We start from the raw sequence: 18735 nt of genomic DNA on the forward strand, positions 1-18735 counted from the left end.
CGCTCCTGCCATTGGTCCAAAGGCACAGCCATGGCCAACTATGACCCTGAGGCCATGTCCTTGAGCAGATCTGAGCACTTTAACTGGTTGCGCAGCATACGGGTCTGATTTCCGAAGAGATCGATGAGGTCACTCGAATCCCAGTCCTTGAACTCAGGCCTGCGCTTGGCGCGAGGCACCATCCACCGCTCGAGCGCCAGTTCAGATATTTCTTTGGCCGAAAGGAGTTCTCCGACGTCAGGCGTCCCCTTGCCGGTGTGCAATATCTTGGCTGCGTTCTTGGCGAGTTCACAAATGAAGACCTCGCGCTGAATTCCGTGTCGCAACATGTCCTCTTTGAAACCGAGCGCCGAAAGTGCTGCCCTTGTCGTTCGCAAACGCCAGTTTGGTCCTTGGCCAAAACGGTGCTGGTCTGCATAGGTATGGTCGATATCGCGTAGATAATCGCGCAAATCCGCAAATAACCGATCCGGTATGTGAAAATGTCCCCATCCACCCGTATAGCCGATAGATTTCAGATACTGTTGACCCCCGAGCTTGAGGCGATTGTAGACCGACGATCGCCCCATTGAAGACGATGTGGTAACAGCGAGCAGACGCGCTTTTTTCTCCTCTTTCGAGATTATTCCGGTGGAACCGCCATAGGTGCGCGCAAAATCGTCATATAAATCGCGGCTTCGAAGCAGGCAGGCTACAAGTTTCCCGCCCAGCAATTCGTTGTAGGGGGGGATGGCTCCAAGAACGTAGGCATCCATCACGTTGACGAGGCGGGCACTTCTGTCATGGGTATCCCAACCAATGAGTTTGTCCCTCACCGCGAGGTTGAAGACCGGATCTCCGATGGCAATGAGGCCCATGAGCTTGCCATTGTTTTCATCCCAGACGAGATACCGCAGCCGCCTGCCGAAGCCATTTGAAACTGGAACCGACCATGTCAGCGATGCGAGGCGAAACAGATCACCTTGCGGAGTCCCCGCTGATACACGTTCGAGTACCGGCGAAATTCTATCGGGATCAATTTCCTTGCCAGAAGCAAAATGCCTCAACAGCTTCTCGGCCTTGGCTGCAATGAAGTCGCGGTTTAGATGGAGCCGCTCTTGCCGCTGCGCGCGGTGTAGCGTGCGAACAATGTCCTTTCCGGACCCTTGAATGCGAAGCGCACCTTCTTCAGACTTCTCGAAACCTAGTGCATGCAGATGTCGGCGCAGTTTTCGTTTAATGTGGGCTTCACGAGAAGCAATGCTAACGACATTTCCTTTGCTTATTGACATTCTCAGTTGTGCCCCCCGAAATTTGCAATGTCTTTTGTCGCGTACATATTACGACGTTTCAAGAAATCAGTTTTCTAGCCCGCGAAGCATGCGGCAAGAGGAAGATGGCAAGGTCTTCAACGACCGCCGATAAATCTACTGCATTGAAGTCTACATCCTCAACGAAAGCTCGCCACTGCTTTTGCTTCTGTGCATCGGTCGCAAATTCCAGCGTAAGGGCATCCGGCAACTCAGTCGGGATCACCGTTTCGCGTCGCGCAAAGGTCGCTGCAATCGCGCGGGCGAGCCTATCATCATTAAAGGTGAACGACCGGCTGAGAAGCCAGATGTCGTAGAAGTCCTTCATCCGGCTGTTGGCCCGGCCCAGCGCCACCATCGCCTGGAATTTCTCGGCGATGACCGTCTCCCGCGCATAGGCGCGCAGTCTCGGCGCGGGGAGATCGAGCATGACCGGGTAGTCGACGACTTCCGCCCCAGGTTCCAGCGCATCGCCAAAGCCGATGTCGATCGTGAGGTTGATCCGGGCGCCGCCGACCGAAGCGATCGCACGCAGCCGGAGACCCCCATAGTCGAGCTCCTCGCGAATGCGATCGACACGCAGCGTGTCCGGATCGAACACGACGCCGTCTTCGGCGTCCTGAGCGAGGATGTCCCGGAATGTCGCCAGCATCGCGGCTTCGCTCGGGTCGCCGAAACCCAGCAGATCGAGATCGCGCGTCCCGCGGTGCGGATCGTCGAACCAGCTCATCATCAGCATGGCCCCTTTCAGCACGAAGCGCTCGGCATGGGGTGACTGGCTGAGCCGGAACAGGAGGCGCTCCAGCGCGAAGCGCGTGAGCACCAGATCGAAGCTCTGTCCGCTCGCCTTGGAGAGGTTGAGGAGCCGGGCGCGCACCGAGGCGCCGATATTCCTGATCTCCTTAGCCATTGGCGGTCAGCGCCTCCAGATAGGGGCGGATCACCGTGCCGACCCCGCCTGTATCCGCCGCCCTCGCGATCTCTGCCGGCGTGGCCTTTCGTTGGCGCAGAGCCTCTTGCAGACCTTCGAGCGCGACGGCGAGACCGATCTTGCCGCGATGGCGGAAGCAGTCCGCGACGGTCTTTGCCACGCTGAACACCTTTACCGACACGCCTTCGATCACATGGGTTTCGACGCTGTCGGCAAGCAGGTCGTCCGAGAATCGCAGCACGCGGATCGGCATGTCGCTCGGCTTCGGCGTCCAGTCGTTCCGGCCGATCGCCATCCACACCTTCTTGGGGAGCTGATCCGTGATTCCATGAAAGGCGAGCGCCGAAACGAGGCAGATCACGCCCTTGGGGAAACGCTTGGCCGCCTCGGCAAGGCTGTGGTTTGCGTCGAGTTCTGCGTCGGCAAGCTGATAGAGCCCGCGCGCCAGTCGGATGACCTCGCCATCCTTCTCCATGCGGCTGACGGTTGCGGCGGTCACGCCGGTATCCCTCAGTTCCGCAAGGCGCAGAATCCCACGGGCCGCGAGGAGATCGCGGGCTATCTCGCGCTGGGACCGGGTCCGGGGCATAGATACATACTCTCGCACTTCAATATCCATAGTGTGAGGATTTGTATCATATGGAGCAGTAAAGGAAAAGACCAACGAGGTTGTTGGATCGGCTGATTGGAAGCCACCGTGCCGCTGATTGGAAGCGTATGAACCGCGACGTGGAAAGCCCGGGAGGGGAAAGCCTTCCCCTGCGGCCGAGCCTGTCGTCTCGACCGACCCCTTCTGCGGGGACACCCCGCAACGCCCCGAGAGTGAGAGTGCGGACCGGTTTGCCGTGACGGGTTGAAAGCCGAGGGAGAGGCCCTTGGCGCCCGTCGCGGAGAACCGCGATGTCCAGAATGAACCGCAGGTCCGGCATCAGGCGCGACCGGACCAGTCTCTATTCCGAGATCACCGACAAGATCATCACCGAGTTGGACGCGGGCCGCGTGCCCTGGGTCCAGCCATGGGGCACGGCGGCGGCGAAAGCGCCGCTCGGCCTTCCGAAGAACGCCTCGACCGGCCGAACCTATTCCGGGATCAACGTGCTTCTCCTGTGGGGCGCGGTGATCGAACGTGGCTTTACTGGCCAGAGCTGGCTCACCTTCCGCCAGGCTCTGTCGCTCGGCGGCAATGTCATGAAGGGCGAGCGCGGCACCACCGTGGTCTATGCCGACCGCTTCGTGCCGGAGGACGAGAAGCGGCGCGCGCGCGAGACCGGCGACGAAGCCCAGGCGATCCCGTTCCTGAAGCGCTTCACCGTCTTCAACACCGATCAGTGCGAAAACCTGCCCGAGGATGTGGCGACCGCAGCGCCGCCGGTCCCGACGGGGCTGATCGAACCGCGCGTCGAGGCGCTGATCGAAGCCACCGGCGTCGACTTCCGCATCGGCGGCAACCGGGCTTTCTATGTCCCGGCGCATGACTATGTGCAGGTGCCGCCGCCGCAGGCCTATTTCGAACCGATCAACTGGCATCGCACGGCGCTGCACGAGCTCGGTCACGCCAGCGGCGCGCCCCACCGGCTCAACCGTGATCTCTCCGGATCGTTCGGATCGAAGAAATACGCCTTCGAGGAACTCGTCGCCGAGATCAACGCCGCCTTCTGCTGCGCCTCGCTCGGCATCGAGCCTACGGTCCGGCATGCCGACTACATCGGGTCCTGGCTGGAGATGCTGCGCGAGGACAATCGCGCCATCGTCCGCGCCGCCAGCCAGGCAAGCAAGGCCGCCGACTGGCTTCTGGCCTTCCTGCCTGAAGACGAGCAGCGGCGGCGCGATGAGGAAGATCTCTCTTTCGATAGGAGGGTGGCATGATCCTGCTGACCGACGACCAGCGCGATCTCCTGCTCGCCAATGGTCGGCAGCGCGATGTCGACCACCTGCCGGTGGTCAAGTTCTTCAACCCGCTGGGCGAAGGCGTCTGGCTCGCGACCGAGCTCGACGCGGACGGCGATACACTCTTCGGCCTCGCCGATACCGGCTATCCCGAGCTGGGCTGTTTCTCGCTCGAGGAACTGACCTCGATCCGTCTGCCGTTCGGCATGCGGATCGAGCGCGACATCCTCTTCACCGGCGATTTCCCGATCTCGGTCTGGATCGAAGCGGCCCGCGACGCCGGGAGCATCCGCGCAGCCGAACGCATCCTCTATCGCGCGGCGCAGCCTTCTCGTGATGGCGGATGACGCCCTTTCTTCCTGAAATCCGCAAAGCCGGAGATGCGCGTGTCCGCGTCTCCGGCTCTGCGCGTCCCCGGATCGCCGGCAGGCGGCGCCGTAAGAGGGCGGTGCTTCGCTTCGTGACGGGTTGGAGGTCGAGAGAGAGGCTCTCGGCGCCCGTCGCGGAGTAAATCCCCATGGCTACTGCTGCAAAGAAGATCGCCCTGTCGTCCTCGCGCGACATCCCCTTCAACAAGCTCGTGCTCAGCCAGTCGAACGTCCGGCGCGTCAAGGCCGGCGTCTCGATCGAGGAACTGGCGGCGGATATTGCCCGGCGCGGGCTGCTGCAAGGGCTGAGCGTGCGGGCCGTTGTCGACGAAGGGGGCGCCGAGACCGGCATGTTCGAGATCCCCGCCGGCGGCCGACGCTATCGCGCCCTCGAACTCTTGGTAAAACAGAAGCGGCTCGCCAAGACGGCGCCGGTGCCCTGCGTGATCCGTGAAGGCGGCATCGCCGAGGAGGACTCGCTGGCCGAGAACGTCCAGCGCGCGCGCCGCTGCATCCGCTCGACCAGTTCCGCGCCTTCCTCGCGCTTCGAGAGAAGGGCCAGTCCGAGGAGGAGATCGCCGCCGCGTTCTTCGTCTCGGTCAACGTGGTCAAGCAGCGGCTGAAGCTCGCCTCAGTCTCGCCGGCGCTGCTCGACATCTACGCCGAGGACGGCATGACGCTCGACCAACTCATGGCCTTCACCGTTTCGGGCGACCACGAGCGCCAGGAACAGGTGTTCGAGCGGCTGAAGGCGTCTTACGACAAGCAGCCTTACGTCATCCGCCGCATGCTGACAGAGGGCGCGGTGCGCGCGTCCGACAAGCGCGCCGAGTTCATCGGCGTCGATGCCTACATCGAGGCCGGCGGCACCATGCTTCGTGACCTGTTCCAGGGCGACGACGGCGGATGGCTTCAGGACGTGGCGCTGGTCGACGAGATGGTTGCGGCCAAGCTGAAGGCGGAATCCGAGGCGGTCGCTGCGGAAGGCTGGAAGTGGATCGAGGTCGCCCCGGACTTCGCCTACGGCCATACTTTCGGCCTTCGTCAGCTACGCGGCGAGCCCGTGCCGCTCACGGCCGAGGAGCAATCCACGCGCGACGCGCTTCAGACCGAATACGATCGCCTGGTCGCCGAGCACGAAGACGCCGACGAACTGCCGGACGATGTCGATGAACGGCTCGGCGAGCTGGAAACGGCGCTCGAGGCCTTCGCGGAGCGGCCACTGTCGTTCGATCCCGACGAGATCGGCCGGGCCGGCGCGTTCGTCAGCATTGCGCCCGATGGGAGGTTGCGCGTCGAGCGCGGCTATGTTCGCCCGGAGGACGAACGGCCGGTCGGGAAGGATCCCGAGGAGGACGATCGTGGCCAAGGCTCTGGGGCCGAATCCCGCAATGACGGCGAGGAGGATCCTGAGACCGAGGCCGATGCCTCCGCGCCGGAGCCCGAGGACGAGGACGAGAGGTTGTCGCCAATCTCCGACCGGCTGATGACGGAACTTACCGCTCATCGCACGCTCGGCTTGCGGCACGCGCTCGGCGAGCAGCCGCAGATCGCCTTCCACGCGGCCCTGCACGCTCTGACGCTCAAGGTCTTCTACCACTACGGCTCGGACAGTTGCCTGGAGCTGGACCTGAAGAGCGTCAGCTTTGGGACGCAGGCACCGGGGCTGAACGACAGCGCCTCGGCCGTGGCGATCCGGGTCCGGCACGAGACCTGGGCGAAGGCTCTGCCGAAAGACTCCGCCGACCTCTGGGACGCGCTCCAGGAGTGGGATGGCGACAGCCAGGCGATGCTCTTTGCCCATGTCGTCAGCCTGTCGGTCAACGCCGTGCACGAGGCCTGGCACCGGCGGCCGCGCGCGCTCGCTCACGCCGACCAACTGGTGCAAGCTGTCGGGCTCGACATGGCTGCGGCGGGGTGGCGGCCGACGGTCGATACGTTCCTTGGCCGCGTGACCAAGGCCCGCATTCTCCAGGCTGTCGCCGAGGCCAAAGGCCAGCGCGACGCCGACCGGATCGAGCACTTGAAGAAGGTTGAGATGGCCGAGCAGGCCGAGGCGCTACTGGCCGAAACCGGTTGGCTCCCGGAGCCGCTGCGCACGCCGGGCCGCGATGTGCCGGAGGCCGTCGAACCCGACGCCACAGATCTCGTCGAAGCGGGCACCGATACGACGGTCGAAGAAACGGCGGCGGACGGCGGCGAAACGGCCATGGTCGAAGACGAGGACATGGCCGAGGATGACTCGGTCGCGCTCGAACGCCTCGCGACCGCGGCCGAATAACCAAGGAGCCAACCGCACTGTCAGGAGCCGCCAGCGATGGCGGCTCCTTTTTCGTTTCGGAGGACACGATGCCGGAGAACGCATCCGATCTGGCGCAGCGTCTCGCCCGACAGGCCGAGGCGGTGTGTCGCGAATACTTGTCTGCCGGACGGCGCGAAGGCCGTTACTGGATGGTGGGCGATGTGCGCAACGCGCCGGGCCGATCGATGTTCGTGCGCCTTAAGGGATCAGAGCGCGGCAAGGGAGTGGCGGGCAAATGGACCGACGCCGCGACGGGAGAGCATGGCGATCTCCTCGATGTCATCCGCGAGAGCTGCGGCCTGATCGATTTCAAGGACGTTGCCGACGAGGCAAGGCGCTTCCTCGCCCTACCGCATCCCGAACCGGAACCGGCATCAGCATATCGACGGAAGGCGCCCGCACCGACGGGTTCGCCACTCGCGGCGAAGCGGCTGTTTTCGCTGGCTCTGCCGATCACGGGCACGCTCGCGGAAGCTTATTTCCGTAGGCGCGGCATTACGGCTTTGCACGGAACCGGATCGCTGCGGTTTCATCCACGCTGCTATTACCGCCCCGACGAGCACAGCGCGACCGAGACCTGGCCAGCGCTGATCGCCTCGGTCACCGATCTCGACGGTCACCAGACCGGCGCGCATCGCACCTGGCTCGATCCGAACGGGTTCAGCGAGGCGGCGCTCGGCAAGGCGCCGATCGAGACGCCGCGACGGGCAATGGGCGACCTGCTCGGCCATGCGGTGCGCTTTGGCGTGACCGGCGAGGTCATGGCGGCCGGCGAAGGCATCGAGACCATGCTGTCGCTGCGATGCGTATTGCCCGAGATGCCGATGGCCGCCGCACTCTCCGCAGCCCATCTCGCCGCCATCCTGTTCCCTGACACGCTGCGCCGGCTCTATATCGTGCGCGATGACGACCCGGCGGGCGACGGTGCACGGGATACGCTCGTCGAACGGGCAGACGCGCTCGGCATCGAAGCGCTGCCACTCTCGCCGATGCTGGGCGATCTCAACGAGGATCTGCGCCTGCGTAGCATCCATGCATTCCGGGCCTCGATCCGGGTCCAACTCGCCCCGCAGGATGTCGCCAGGTTCATGGAGTCCGTTCTGTCCGCCTGAACGGGGCAGCGGTGCGGGCTATGGCGGTGATGTCGCAGCCTTCCTCAACGGCTCCCAGTGAATGTCGGAGAGGGCCGCGCCCCGGCCTTCTTCAGAGGGCGACCGGACAGCAGGCGGCCCGGTCCGGCAATGGCTGCGGCCAACGATTTTCCCTCGGCCCTTCGGGCCTTTCCATCGCGAAACAAAATCGCCGGCCTTCGCCATCCTCCGCTGACGCTCCGGTCCTTCCGCAGCCGCTCCAGGATGCAGGCCCGGCCCGCCTGCCGTCTTTCGGCGCCATGAAGGCCGCGGCGGGCGCGGCCAACCGACAAAGGGAGCCACCCAATGACACCCGACGACGACACCTTCGAACCCCATCACGAATCCTCGCCAACCGAGCACGCACTGAGCGAACTGGAACTCCACGGCTACCGCCACGACGGGCACGGCCCGGATCCCCGCCTCGTCCCGGAGGACAACGTTATCGCGGGTGCCGTCTCCGACATCTTCGACGCCCTGATCGCCACCATGGCGGATACCGCCCTCGATGGCGAACTCGACGATCTCCTCTGGTCGACGGTCAACATGTTCCATCGCGCCGCCGACCGGCTCGAACGCAAGCTAGACGACAACGAGCAGGCTCAGAAGCGCGGGCAGCGCGAGCAGGACGGCTCCGAAATCAAGGCGGTCGAGCTCGAACGCCTCATCGAGACCGGACAAGACCTCATCGAACGCCGCGACAGCCTTGAGGTCTTCCGCGACAGCGCCGCCGAACACTATCTGCGCACCACCGGCTCACCCTGGTCCCCGCGCACCGGCTCGCAGGTGAACCACCGCGCCCTGACATCGGCGATGATCGACAGCCGGGATTTCATCGCCGAGCGCAAACGCGCCAACCGCGAAGTGCTGTTGCCCGCAGGTCCGAAGGTCGCCGTCTCCGGTGGAGCAGACTTCAACGATCACAAGCTGATCTGGGACAAGCTCGACCAGGTGCAGGCCAAGCACCCTGATATGGTGCTGATGCACGGCAAGTCGCCGAAGGGCGCCGAGAAGATCGCCGCCCGCTGGGCCGATCACCGCGACGTCACCCAAATCGGTTTCGCGCCCGACTGGACGAAGCACGGCCGCGCCGCGCCCTTCAAGCGCAATGACCAGATGCTCGATATCCTGCCGATCGGGGTCATGGTGTTCCCCGGCACGGGGATTCAGGAAAACCTCGCCGATAAGGCTCGGAAACTCGGCATTCCAGTCTGGCGGTTCCAGTAAGGCGCAGCCAATGGGCACTTTGGGAGACGAAGGTATCGCACATTCCCGATTCATCAGTGCTGCCTCAGCGAGCGCCGATACCACAACCGAAGGCGCCCGTATCCGCAATCGCGAGGCATCAATCTCTGACGGCTATGCTCCTCATACATCATCTTGCCGCCCTTTTAGACGGTCCAAGTGAAGCAATGATGCAGTCGGCGAATGTTGCCCCTGATACTTACCCGTATAGGGGCGAAATTCTCCGCTTGTTGTAAACCAAAATATTTGACCAAACGGCATCAGCGGATAGACAATAGTCGGCTTGGCCACCGTGATCTCCAAGGTTACTCGGCCGAAAAAGCCTTGGTCGATGAGGCCGGCACAGACATGATTGGTTATGAACTTGCGGCCCACAGAGCTCCTTCCGGTTATTAGAGAAGCGTAGACCTCAGACCCAAAGCGTTCTGCCGTCGTTCCCAAGTAGCATTCGCTTGGCTCCAGTCTCATGCCGCTCTCCGGGATTGTCAGTTCCTCAAAACTGTCTTCGAGCGCGCAGTCGATGACCTCATTGGTCATGCGCCGGAGTTCGGGCGCTAGTCTATAGTTGTAAGAATTGGAGTTGAGTCGCCCTTCGAAATACTCATCGATCAGGATTCGGTCCCGTTTCACCTCCCGCTCAATTTCATTTCCCGTCAGCCAACCCATATTGTCTTAATCCAACTCTAGCTCTGAAATCATGTCTTCACATTGCGCTATTGTTGTTTCAAACGAACCGTTGTTGTCGATAACGAACTGGCAAATTTCTCGATTTATTCCGCGCTCAACGGGATGATTGGGATCGATCGGCACGTGGTCGGTACGCGCGCGCTCATGCCTATTTTTCTCACTTGTACGCACATGGACAAAGACAGTCCCCACATGGCGCAATGCGTCGTAACAGTTGGGGCGGCAGTCGTCGTTCACGACAATTTCTCTGTCGACCGAATGAAGCTGTTTCAGGAACTGATCGCAGAGCCAGCCCGGCTGCTCGCGTTCAATTTTTCCGCCGAGGAACTGTAGCAACTCCCCGTCTTGGCCGCTGATGTTCTTGTCTATCGTCGCGTAAAAGTGGCGTTGAAGCTCATAAAGCGGCGCAGCGATTTTCAGCAACCGGCCGTTCAGCCTTGTCACAAGATGGTTGGCTATCGTTGATTTACCCGAGCCGGTTGGCCCGATCAGCGACAAGCAGTGAGGTCTTTGTCTCATTCGGTTCACCGCCGATTTGGAATTCATCGCTTATGAGTCTGCACTCCACTGGCATACCCAACCGTTCGAAAATATCATGCGCTTCGCGCGCGAGCTTCTGGCACCCCGGCTCCTCCGAGATCTTTCTAATTTGCGCCAAGCGCCACTTTGTTGTTGCCAAGCCTTCTTGATTGCCGACGCGCTGGAAGTACTCATAGCTCGCGTCGCATGCCCTTACGGCGCGATCAGCGTCTCCCATCATTGTCGCCACACCGGCAATGTTGCATTGGATACCGGCCTCTATGGCGTTGCTCTCGCCCCCCAACTCCTCCAGCGCCTCGTCAAAGCGCTTCAGAGAAGCAGTTAGATCGCTTCGATCCCGTTCAAGCTTGCCCATCTCATTGAGCGTAAGAGCGACATGCTGTGCAATGCCAGTTGCACGGGAAAGCTCTAGGCTGCGTTCATAAGCGTCGTCCGCCAAATCGAACTGCCGATTCTTTCGAAATGCACGGCCAGCGTTTCGGTGCGCCACAGCCAGTCCCTCCCGATCGCCGCATTCTTCATACAAAACCACCGCCTTTTTAAATGCCGCGATAGCTTTCCCGAACTCGTGTCGATTCGAGTACAGATGACCGATCATGTGGGTCGTGATCCAGGCTTCAAGTCGCTGGTCAGAGGCCATCTGCGCTGCAAGAGCAGCCCGCTCTCCATATTCCAGGCAGGTCCCCCAATAACCTTTCATATACAGGTACTCTGCAATTGATTTTGCCAGCACGGCAAATTGTTCAAACTGCTGCTCTTCCCAACACCAGTCGAGCAGAAACAGGATGTTCGCCCGTTCGTAGTCAACATCATCATAAACCCTGCGGCCCTCCCAATATCCCGTCTCTCTATTGCCGAGCAGGCGCAGATAGAATTGGTAGAGGTTGCGGTGAAACGAGTGGTCCGACTCGAAAAGATGCAGCCGAGCGCCTGCATATGCTAGTGTTAAGGGGTGCATAGCGTAACGCGTCACCCGCTCCGAAAGGCCGTTCGCCCGTTCTGCAAGCCGGTGAGACAGGAGTTCCTTCAAAGAAGACGATGAAAGAGATGGCGATAGGCCGCTCGTTGCCATGATCGCGTCCGAGCAGAAAGTGGACGGGAACAAGGTGGCAGCGGCGAGGGTCAATCTCGCGAAGTCGGACAGGTCGCTCCACTTGTGTGAGAATAAAAACTCAAACAGCTCCCCCTGCGCTGCACGAAGAGACGAGAGCATTTCCTCAAAACCGAGGCCGTCGCTCCGCAGAGAGGAAATCGCCATAATGATCGCAAGGGGATTACCCTTAGTGAGATCGTATAGTTCGCCGAAATGACGCTCTTCCGGCGACGAATCTCTTGAAAGGGCAAGACGGCTCAATTCGCGTCCCGCTAGTTTCCGGGCTTCTGCGGGTTCCAGTCCTTCCAACTGCTTGATGAGGAAGTGTGTGCCTAATTCTCGCTCGATGCCTGGTATCGGTCGGGATGTTACAATAGACTTGGAAGCTCCCTGAACGGTGTTCAGAAATGCGATGGTCCATTGGCGCTCCGTGGATTCGATGCTCTCGAAATTATCCACGATCAGTAAGGTCGCGTGGTCCCTCAGCAGCTTCCTGGCAGCGTCCGGTTTTTTGTCCGATTCCAGCTGCGTGTATGAAGCGTATCCGTGCGCGAGGAATATGCGGTCCAGTAAGACAGACCTGTTTATGCGTTCTTCTTTGGAGCTTACCCAGCAAATTGCGCCAAAGCTGCTCAGGTCACGCATCGCAGCGACGACACTCGTGGCCAGAGTAGACTTGCCAACGCCACCAATACCTTCAATCAGAACAGCTTGCGTGTCGCCTTGCAGTGCGTCGACGATTTCACGGATTTCAGTTGTGCGTCCAATAAGGGGCTCGGCGGGCGGCGGCACAACGCGTTCATCTGGTGCATGCAGTCTGCGCCAAACTGGCAGGGTGTCCAGGGACCGGCGAAGTCTTGAGCTGCGTGGAAGCCTTTCGGCGATTTGCCAGATACCGATAATGGCACCAGTCACAGCAGCAATTGCCGCGCATACCGCTATGATTGCTTCCAAATCCTCGGTCCCTTTCTAAAATGGGATTACTCGAGATTTTACCTTAATCTACGACATTTGCTCGGGACAACAACGCAAGACTATTACCCTATTTCTCGCTTGTACAAGGCCCCGATCGACAAGACTTGTCGGCCGATCCGGATTTTCCTGATGCGTTCGGCGCTAGCAGAAAGTCGCTCCACGCTGTCTCACCCATATCGTAGGCTGATTACGTAGAGCGGGATAAGTGCCAAGCCGACGATTTCGGTCGAGGATCGGAGCTCGTAGGCGGCATAGTCGAAGTTGCCTCGAACTCCGTGCAACCGGCAATGCACGGGACTGGCTCCGGGTTTGCGTTTAATGGTGCTGGATACGATGCCGGCTGGACTGCTCGGTAGCGGATGATCCGCGTACCTTTGCCAGGCAGGAACTTGAGCGCACGGTGTCGCCACTGTCTCCTTGAGCGATCCCTGTGAGCCGACCGCTCCAAACGGCCTCTTCAATGGGCTGATCTGGCCGAAGACCGGCTGCGCCTCGATCGCCTATGGCGCGCAATGACGCCCGCCAAGTTTCTTCCCCTGCCGGCTGCGCCGTCATTCCTCGCGAGGCAACAAACCCGCCGGATCGCCATCCTCCGCTGACGCTGCGGTCGCAAGCGATGCGCCGTCGATCGCCTCCGGCCCCTCCGATCGCCATCGAGGCCGCATGGTGCGGGCTCGAAACCAGTGATCAAGGAGAGCTACCATGGCAACCATCGGCACCTTCAAGAAGTCCGGCAACGAATTCACCGGCGAAATCGTCACCCTCAACGTGCAGGCCAAGAACGTCCGCATCGTTCCCGAAACCAACCAGACCAGCGCGAACGCCCCCAGCCACCGCGTCCTTGTCGGCCGCGCCGAAATCGGGGCAGCCTGGTCCAAGCAGTCGAACGAGGGCCGCGACTATCTCGGCCTCAAGCTCGACGACCCGAGCTTCACCGCTCCGATCTACGCCAACCTCTTCGACGACGAGGACGGCGGTTACAGCCTCATCTGGTCCCGTCCCACTCGTCGCAACGGCGAATGAGGCCCGACACGGTCCCGCCCGGCAGGTCCGGGCGGGACCTTTCTTGCCTCCATCAAGACCGATTACGCCTGATCATCTGGCTGAACGAGTTCGACGTGACTGACGCCCAAAGCCTGGGAAAGCTCGTAGAGCGTAATAACGGTCGGATTTCTGCGGCCGCGCTCCAAACTGCTGAGATATTGCTGGCTAAATCCGGAACGCGCTTCGACTTCCTCCTGGGTCAGGCCCTTCTCCCGACGCAGGCGGGCGAAGTTCCGGCCGACCAGTTTGCGCATATCCATACGCAGAAGATCGCGATTTACATACTTTAAGTTTATCAACTATGGTATGTAAATCGGCCCCCATCACGGATGGCGAGGAAGTTGCATCGCATCTAGGAATGCGGCTCAACAATTCAGTCGCATTGCGTTAACCATAGACTGCACAGCACCACGCCGAGACAAGGGAATGCAGATGGGCAAAGCTGACTTTCTGGACGAGCCCCCGGACAGTGCGCACCTGACCGACTACGACCGCGCCCATTTCGCAACCTATCTGCGCCTGTTGGACGCAGAGGCGGACGCCGCCCATTGGGCCGAAGCGGTCCGCGTCATCTTCGGCCTCGATCCCGACGAACAACCCGATCGCGCCCAGCACGTTCACGAGACGCATCTCGCCCGCGCGCGCTGGATGGCAGAGAACGGCTACCGCGATCTTCTTCGATCCGCCTATCACTGACAGGTGATGCGCAACACGCATCTCCATATGCCGGTTGCCCGGCTATCTAAGTTTCAATTTTGACGCGATCTTCCAACGACCTGCGAACCACCGCGTAGAGTCGGGGAGGAAATCGGCATGGTGGCAGAAACGAACTGGCGAGACCCGACAAACTATCGATATCTAGACGGTCTGAACCCTTCCGAACTCGCCTGGGAGTTCCTCAGGCGCAATCCCGAGTATGAAAAGGAGGTCTCGGCTTCCAATCCGGCAGACGATCACGCCTCGACCGCGCTGACGGCGCACTGGGGGTTACGCTTTCCCGATAGCGCCGAACTTGTACGCACCCAATGCCGACATCTTCTGGAGCCCTGCTGTCGACCCGAGCGTCCTGATCTTCGCCCCTCAGCAAGGGCCAAACATGACCACCGTGAACTTCAAGGTCGTTCCGGCCGATGCCCGAACATCGGATGAAGGTCTCTATATTCACTTCGTGATCGACACAGAGCACTTCGTGGCAATCTGCCTCGACGGCAGAGCGCCCGACGGACCGGTCGCGGCCGTTACGCTTATCGACCAGTTCCTGCAGGATAGAGTCGATGCGATTGTTCGGTTCCGAGATGCTGTACTCCATCACCGAATATCGCCCGACACGCGATTGACGCCGCAACGCAGGCAACGCCTCATCGAAAGCCTCCGCGCGATCGACGGTCGACGTGCAGGGGCCACCTATCAGCAAATCGCCGAGGCCGTCTTCGGCGCCGCTCCAGTCAACGCCATCACGTGGAAATCAGCACCGCTGCGCGACACCGTAATGCGCCGCGTCGCCGCCGGCCTGATGGTGCCCGCCGGTCAGGCGGTCCTGGCGTCCACCGCTGATCGACGCCAATTGGGTCGGCTCATGGGCGTCGTGGGTTTCGCAGTCGCGCTCGGACCAGCATTGGGACCGGCATTCGGTGGCATGCTGATCGATGCAGCCTCTTGGAGGTGGTTGTTCCTGATAAACGTGCCAGTAGGCTTCGCCGCTCTGATTGGTGCCGCGCGCCTCGTACCGTCCGGTGAAACGACGCCGGAGGCCCGGATCGACTTTCGCGGATTGATCCTGATCAGCTTCGGCCTTCCTCTGCTGCTCTACGGTGCCGCGGAGATCGGATCGAGCACTATCAGCATGCTCTCCATAGCCAGTGCTGGCATCGGGATTGGCTTGACGGCGCTCTTTGTTTTCCACGCAGTCCAAAGTCCCGATCCCCTGATCGATGTCGCCCTTCTATTGCGGTCAGGTTTTTCTGCCCCAGTCGTGACCGCCGGATTGACCGGCGCCGCCATGTACGGCGGATTGCTCCTTCTGCCGTTATTTTTACAACGCAGCCTGGGACAAACGCCAACCGAAGCCGGCCTTATGCTCATGGCTATGGGGCTTGGCTCCGCCTTTATTCTGCCAGTAGCGGGAGCGTTGACGGATCGATATGGACCGAGAAGGATATCTCTCGGCGGAGGAGGATTGCTGATTTTGACAACAATCCCTTTCGTCTCCCCAGTGCCACTCGCCTTTGCGGCGGTCGTCATTCTTCTCGTTACACGCGGAGCGGCGCTGGCCTTGGCGCAGATGCCCGCGATTACAGCCGCCTATAATGCAGTTGACGAGGCTGAAACCGGTGACGCCGCGACTTTGATCAATATCGGTCAGCGCTTGGGAGGCGCATTGGGCGCAATTGCCATGGTCGCTGTCATTGAACAGTTCGGCGACTCCGCGTCGGTGAAGGCCTATCAGATCGCGTTCGGAGCTCTGGCTGTCATTTCAGTCGGTGCAATGCTGGTCGCAACCCGCGTTGCTGTGCGCCGCTAGAACAACGTGGGCTGATAAGCTATCTGCACAAGACGGGGCTACGCTCGCAACACTCTTCTCACCGCCCCATATGGTTGCGCAGCGCCGTTCCGTAACCCTTCAAACTGACTTCGGCTTTCGCAGACGTGCCGACTTGGTTGACTGCGGCGCTCTAGTGGCGCGCAAAGCGCACAAGCAGCGCCGGGCTCTGGTCGACGCCCACGGCCGCGCGTTCCTAGCCGTGGTTTGCATCACAACTTCGCGGCAGTCGATATTATGATTGTTTACGGGAGTTCCGGGCATCCGCTCAGCCGAAAGACTATTCATTAATCCGGCACGGGCATCTGAGCCAGAAGCAGATCCGACGTCTCCTGATCCGCCGGCACGAAGGTCTCGATCGTGAGTTCCGACAATAAAACTTCTCCGGCGCTGCCGAATATCGTGGTCGTGGAGAAGAAAGATAGTGTCCTGTCTCCAACGCGCAACCGCAACGGTAGAATGAGTTCAGGCCCAGAGGCGGAGGCGTGCGCGTTTTTCGCGCCAAGACTCCGAGCGCGCCGGATCATCTCTGCGATTTTTGGATCCAGGGTACGCTGCATCTGAACGTCGAGGCGCCTTAGCAGGTGGCCCGACCATTCCGCGAAGTTCACGATTCTCGGCGCCAAGCCGTCTGGCGACAAGCTCAGCTCGACGATGTTGATGGGAGACTTCATTATTTCCTTCGAGACGCCCGCAAGGAGCGGCTGAACCGGGCTGTTTGCGAACTGGATGTTCCAGTGTCTGTCGAATGCAAGAGACGGAAACGGTGCATGGCGCTCCAGAAATAGCCCGATCATGTCGCGAACGGGCCGCACCTCTCCATCGTTCCAGTCAAACTCGTCGTAGACCGGCGCAAAGCCAGCTGCCAGTAGCATTGAATTTCGGTCGCGCAGAGGCAGTTGCAGGTGCTCTCCCAGCCGCAGCACCATTGTTTTCGACGGGTTGGAACGTCCGCTTTCGAGAAAGCTCAGGTGGCGCTGCGCAATTTCCGCATCCGCCGCAAGGTTCAATTGACTGAGGTTCCTGGCTTTGCGCCAAAACCGGACGAGTTCTCCAAAGGATCGGGTCTCCTGCATGTCGCAAAACTACACCGGCTGCTCCAGCAAAACTATTACTTCGAAGGTAATCGCATTGCGACGGCGTCCTCGCCATCCTTCGTCCATCGTGAAAAGGAGACGATGAAGATGGATACAGAGACAATCGCCAACACCTATATCGACCTCTGGAACGAAACCGACGAAGCGCAACGTCAAGCGATGCTCCGCCGATCATGGAGTGCGGAGGTCGCGTATCGTGATCCCCTAATGCATGCGAAGGGCCGGACCGAACTCTCGGGGCTTGTTGCAGGAATTCAGGCTCAGTTCCCCGAATTTCGGTTTAGACGTGCTGGGGCGAGCGACAGTTCCGGCGATTGCGTCCGGTTTTCTTGGGAAATGGGCCCGGAAGGAGGCGAAGCGCCGATCGCGGGAACTGATGTCATTGAACTGGATCATTCCGGCGCGATAGCCCGCGTGATCGGTTTCTTGGATCGACTTCCGGAAGGAGAACAGGCATGACCTTTTCTCTTCGCAGCGTGCTTTATTTGGATGCCGCATGCTGCGTTCTGATAGGAGCAGTGCTCTTCGGCTGGGCGGCGCCGCTTGAAAGCATTCTCGGCCTGCCGGCCCCCTTGATCTTCTGGGCCGGGCTGCTTCTTTTTCCATCCGCCGCAATGATGCTGATTGCGGCGAGGTCTGAGAGACCTCACCCGGCACTCGTGCTCCTCATCGTGTTCGGAAATGTCGCCTGGGTTGTTGCCAGCGTCATTCTAGCCGCCGGCGTACCCTTCGCTCTGACGCCATTGGGACGAACTTTCCTTCTTGTCCAGGCCGCAGCGGTCGCGGTCTTGGCATGGCAGGAGTGGGCGCTTCGTTCGACACGCGGTTTGGCGTGAGAACGAGGCTTGAAAAGTAGAGTCATCCTTCGTCTTTGATCTGTGGGTGATTTTGTCCTTTGACTGCCGGACAAACCGTAAGATGCGTCACGGTGACTGGATGCTGCCCGGCTTCCAATAAACACCGGGCGGACAAGGAGAAGACCAAGCATGCGTTTGCCGTGTCCGTCTTGTCGGGGCTTGGGTCAGGGCGTTCCGCCTTGGCCCAATCTTCTGCATGACGGTGTCAAGCAGCGGATCCGCTTCCATCGCACCTGGGTTGTTTAACCGCTTTGAGTCTTGAACTCGGGGAGGGGGAATGTTTTCGCGCTAATCGACCGGATCCAACAGAGCGCGTCCTGGGCCACGGATCGGCCTACTACGGTGAGTATGTCCCATACTAGGCCAAGGTAGCTCGGATAAGGCCGACCATCGCGGAACAATCTCATCTAGCCTGATTTCCTGCGCGGATACCGTCCATGTCGCAGCAACTGAAGCCAAGCTAAGCGGGAATACCGGATTTCTGTATCAGTTGCCGACAGTGCGGTGACGGCCCCTTTTCCGAAGGTAGCCGGTGCGCGAAGCCAAGAAGTACCGCGATGTCGGCGGCTGGTTAGCGCCAATCCCGATCCCAACGTCGCCCTGATAGCTTCGGGCTCGTCGCCCGCTGATGCATCAGCCGGCTGCGGCGCAAGTCACTGGTTTAATTTATATAATGGCGCACCCGATAGGATTCGAACCTATGACCTCTGCCTTCGGAGGGCAGCGCTCTATCCAGCTGAGCTACGGGTGC

General features: G+C 60.5%; 18 protein-coding genes, 1 tRNA gene and 1 pseudogene. 11 read left to right on the plus strand and 9 right to left on the minus strand.

Going from position 1 to position 18735, the window contains the following annotated elements:
• Positions 1–38: 38 nt before the first annotated feature.
• The 3 genes from G489_RS19615 to G489_RS0108005 are packed head-to-tail and all read right to left on the minus strand — an operon-like array spanning position 39 to position 2809.
• A complete protein-coding gene (locus G489_RS19615; RefSeq protein ID WP_035871991.1) occupies positions 39–1271 on the minus strand; it encodes a Druantia anti-phage system protein DruA in 1233 nt (410 codons plus the stop codon).
• A gap of 58 nt (positions 1272–1329) precedes the next feature.
• A complete protein-coding gene (locus G489_RS0108000) occupies positions 1330–2199 on the minus strand; it encodes a nucleotidyl transferase AbiEii/AbiGii toxin family protein (RefSeq protein ID WP_029041106.1) in 870 nt (289 codons plus the stop codon).
• The gene (locus tag G489_RS0108005; protein ID WP_029041107.1) at positions 2192–2809 is read right to left on the minus strand and encodes a type IV toxin-antitoxin system AbiEi family antitoxin domain-containing protein; all 618 of its coding nucleotides are present in this window, start codon (positions 2807–2809) and stop codon (positions 2192–2194) included. Before G489_RS0108005 ends, G489_RS0108000 begins: the two co-directional genes overlap by 8 nt.
• A gap of 311 nt (positions 2810–3120) precedes the next feature.
• Between G489_RS0108005 and G489_RS0108010 the strand changes: the two genes are divergently transcribed.
• From G489_RS0108010 to G489_RS0108035, 5 genes and pseudogenes are all read left to right on the plus strand, one after another.
• On the plus strand, positions 3121–4086 hold the full coding sequence (locus tag G489_RS0108010) for an ArdC family protein (RefSeq protein WP_029041108.1): 966 nt from the start codon (positions 3121–3123) through the stop codon (positions 4084–4086).
• Positions 4083–4454 (plus strand): DUF2958 domain-containing protein, encoded by a 372-nt coding sequence (locus G489_RS0108015; protein ID WP_029041109.1) that lies wholly within the window; start codon positions 4083–4085, stop codon positions 4452–4454. The genes G489_RS0108010 and G489_RS0108015 overlap by 4 nt, the downstream gene beginning before the upstream one ends.
• Before the next feature lie 170 nt (positions 4455–4624).
• Positions 4625–6756: pseudogene (locus tag G489_RS19620) on the plus strand (ParB/RepB/Spo0J family partition protein).
• 68 nt (positions 6757–6824) lie between these two features.
• Positions 6825–7889, plus strand: coding sequence for a DUF7146 domain-containing protein (locus G489_RS0108030; protein ID WP_029041110.1), 1065 nt, complete (start codon positions 6825–6827; stop codon positions 7887–7889).
• 324 nt (positions 7890–8213) lie between these two features.
• Positions 8214–9134: a DUF2493 domain-containing protein gene (locus tag G489_RS0108035; RefSeq protein WP_029041111.1), complete on the plus strand. Its 921-nt coding sequence runs from the start codon at positions 8214–8216 to the stop codon at positions 9132–9134.
• A gap of 141 nt (positions 9135–9275) precedes the next feature.
• On the opposite strand, the gene G489_RS0108040 is transcribed toward G489_RS0108035, so the two are convergent.
• From G489_RS0108040 to G489_RS0108050, 3 genes are read right to left on the minus strand one after another with little or no spacing between them, the layout of a single operon-like run.
• Positions 9276–9818, minus strand: a complete 543-nt coding sequence (locus G489_RS0108040) for a dCTP deaminase (protein ID WP_029041112.1) — start codon at positions 9816–9818, stop codon at positions 9276–9278.
• A 6-nt stretch (positions 9819–9824) separates the two neighbouring features.
• A complete protein-coding gene (locus G489_RS0108045) occupies positions 9825–10337 on the minus strand; it encodes a hypothetical protein (protein ID WP_155889339.1) in 513 nt (170 codons plus the stop codon).
• The gene (locus G489_RS0108050; protein WP_081691461.1) at positions 10306–12426 is read right to left on the minus strand and encodes a tetratricopeptide repeat protein; all 2121 of its coding nucleotides are present in this window, start codon (positions 12424–12426) and stop codon (positions 10306–10308) included. Before G489_RS0108050 ends, G489_RS0108045 begins: the two co-directional genes overlap by 32 nt.
• 723 nt (positions 12427–13149) lie before the next feature.
• Between G489_RS0108050 and G489_RS0108055 the strand changes: the two genes are divergently transcribed.
• Positions 13150–13470, plus strand: coding sequence for a DUF736 domain-containing protein (locus tag G489_RS0108055; RefSeq protein WP_029041115.1), 321 nt, complete (start codon positions 13150–13152; stop codon positions 13468–13470).
• A 62-nt stretch (positions 13471–13532) separates the two neighbouring features.
• On the opposite strand, the gene G489_RS22225 is transcribed toward G489_RS0108055, so the two are convergent.
• Positions 13533–13751 carry a helix-turn-helix domain-containing protein gene (locus G489_RS22225; RefSeq protein WP_013500677.1) on the minus strand — a complete coding sequence of 73 codons (219 nt, stop codon included), beginning with the start codon at positions 13749–13751 and terminating at the stop codon, positions 13533–13535.
• Positions 13752–13923: 172 nt separating this feature from the next.
• Here G489_RS22225 and G489_RS0108065 point away from each other — a divergent pair, with 172 nt between their 5' ends.
• The 3 genes from G489_RS0108065 (at position 13924) to G489_RS19630 (ending at position 16012) form a co-directional block, all read left to right on the plus strand.
• Entirely contained in the window at positions 13924–14187 is a 264-nt protein-coding gene (locus G489_RS0108065) for a DNA -binding domain-containing protein (protein ID WP_029041117.1), read from the plus strand.
• Between the two features lie 117 nt (positions 14188–14304).
• The gene (locus G489_RS22895) at positions 14305–14640 is read left to right on the plus strand and encodes a transcriptional regulator domain-containing protein (RefSeq protein ID WP_407059825.1); all 336 of its coding nucleotides are present in this window, start codon (positions 14305–14307) and stop codon (positions 14638–14640) included.
• Positions 14588–16012, plus strand: coding sequence for an MFS transporter (locus tag G489_RS19630; RefSeq protein WP_210162593.1), 1425 nt, complete (start codon positions 14588–14590; stop codon positions 16010–16012). The genes G489_RS22895 and G489_RS19630 overlap by 53 nt, the downstream gene beginning before the upstream one ends.
• A gap of 305 nt (positions 16013–16317) precedes the next feature.
• Here the strand turns inward: G489_RS19630 and G489_RS0108080 are convergent, their stop codons facing one another.
• On the minus strand, positions 16318–17040 hold the full coding sequence (locus G489_RS0108080; protein WP_245578848.1) for an MmyB family transcriptional regulator: 723 nt from the start codon (positions 17038–17040) through the stop codon (positions 16318–16320).
• Here G489_RS0108080 and G489_RS22740 point away from each other — a divergent pair.
• Together G489_RS22740 and G489_RS0108090 are read left to right on the plus strand one after the other, a co-directional pair.
• Positions 17002–17586 carry a nuclear transport factor 2 family protein gene (locus tag G489_RS22740; protein ID WP_245578849.1) on the plus strand — a complete coding sequence of 195 codons (585 nt, stop codon included), beginning with the start codon at positions 17002–17004 and terminating at the stop codon, positions 17584–17586. The two genes, G489_RS0108080 and G489_RS22740, sit on opposite strands and share 39 nt — an antisense overlap.
• Positions 17583–17963 carry a hypothetical protein gene (locus G489_RS0108090; RefSeq protein ID WP_029041119.1) on the plus strand — a complete coding sequence of 127 codons (381 nt, stop codon included), beginning with the start codon at positions 17583–17585 and terminating at the stop codon, positions 17961–17963. Before G489_RS22740 ends, G489_RS0108090 begins: the two co-directional genes overlap by 4 nt.
• 695 nt (positions 17964–18658) lie before the next feature.
• On the opposite strand, the gene G489_RS0108095 is transcribed toward G489_RS0108090, so the two are convergent.
• Positions 18659–18735, minus strand: a tRNA-Arg gene (locus G489_RS0108095).

The sequence above is a fragment of the Cucumibacter marinus DSM 18995 genome (genome assembly GCF_000429865.1).
Classification (GTDB): Bacteria; Pseudomonadota; Alphaproteobacteria; order Rhizobiales; family Devosiaceae; genus Cucumibacter; species Cucumibacter marinus.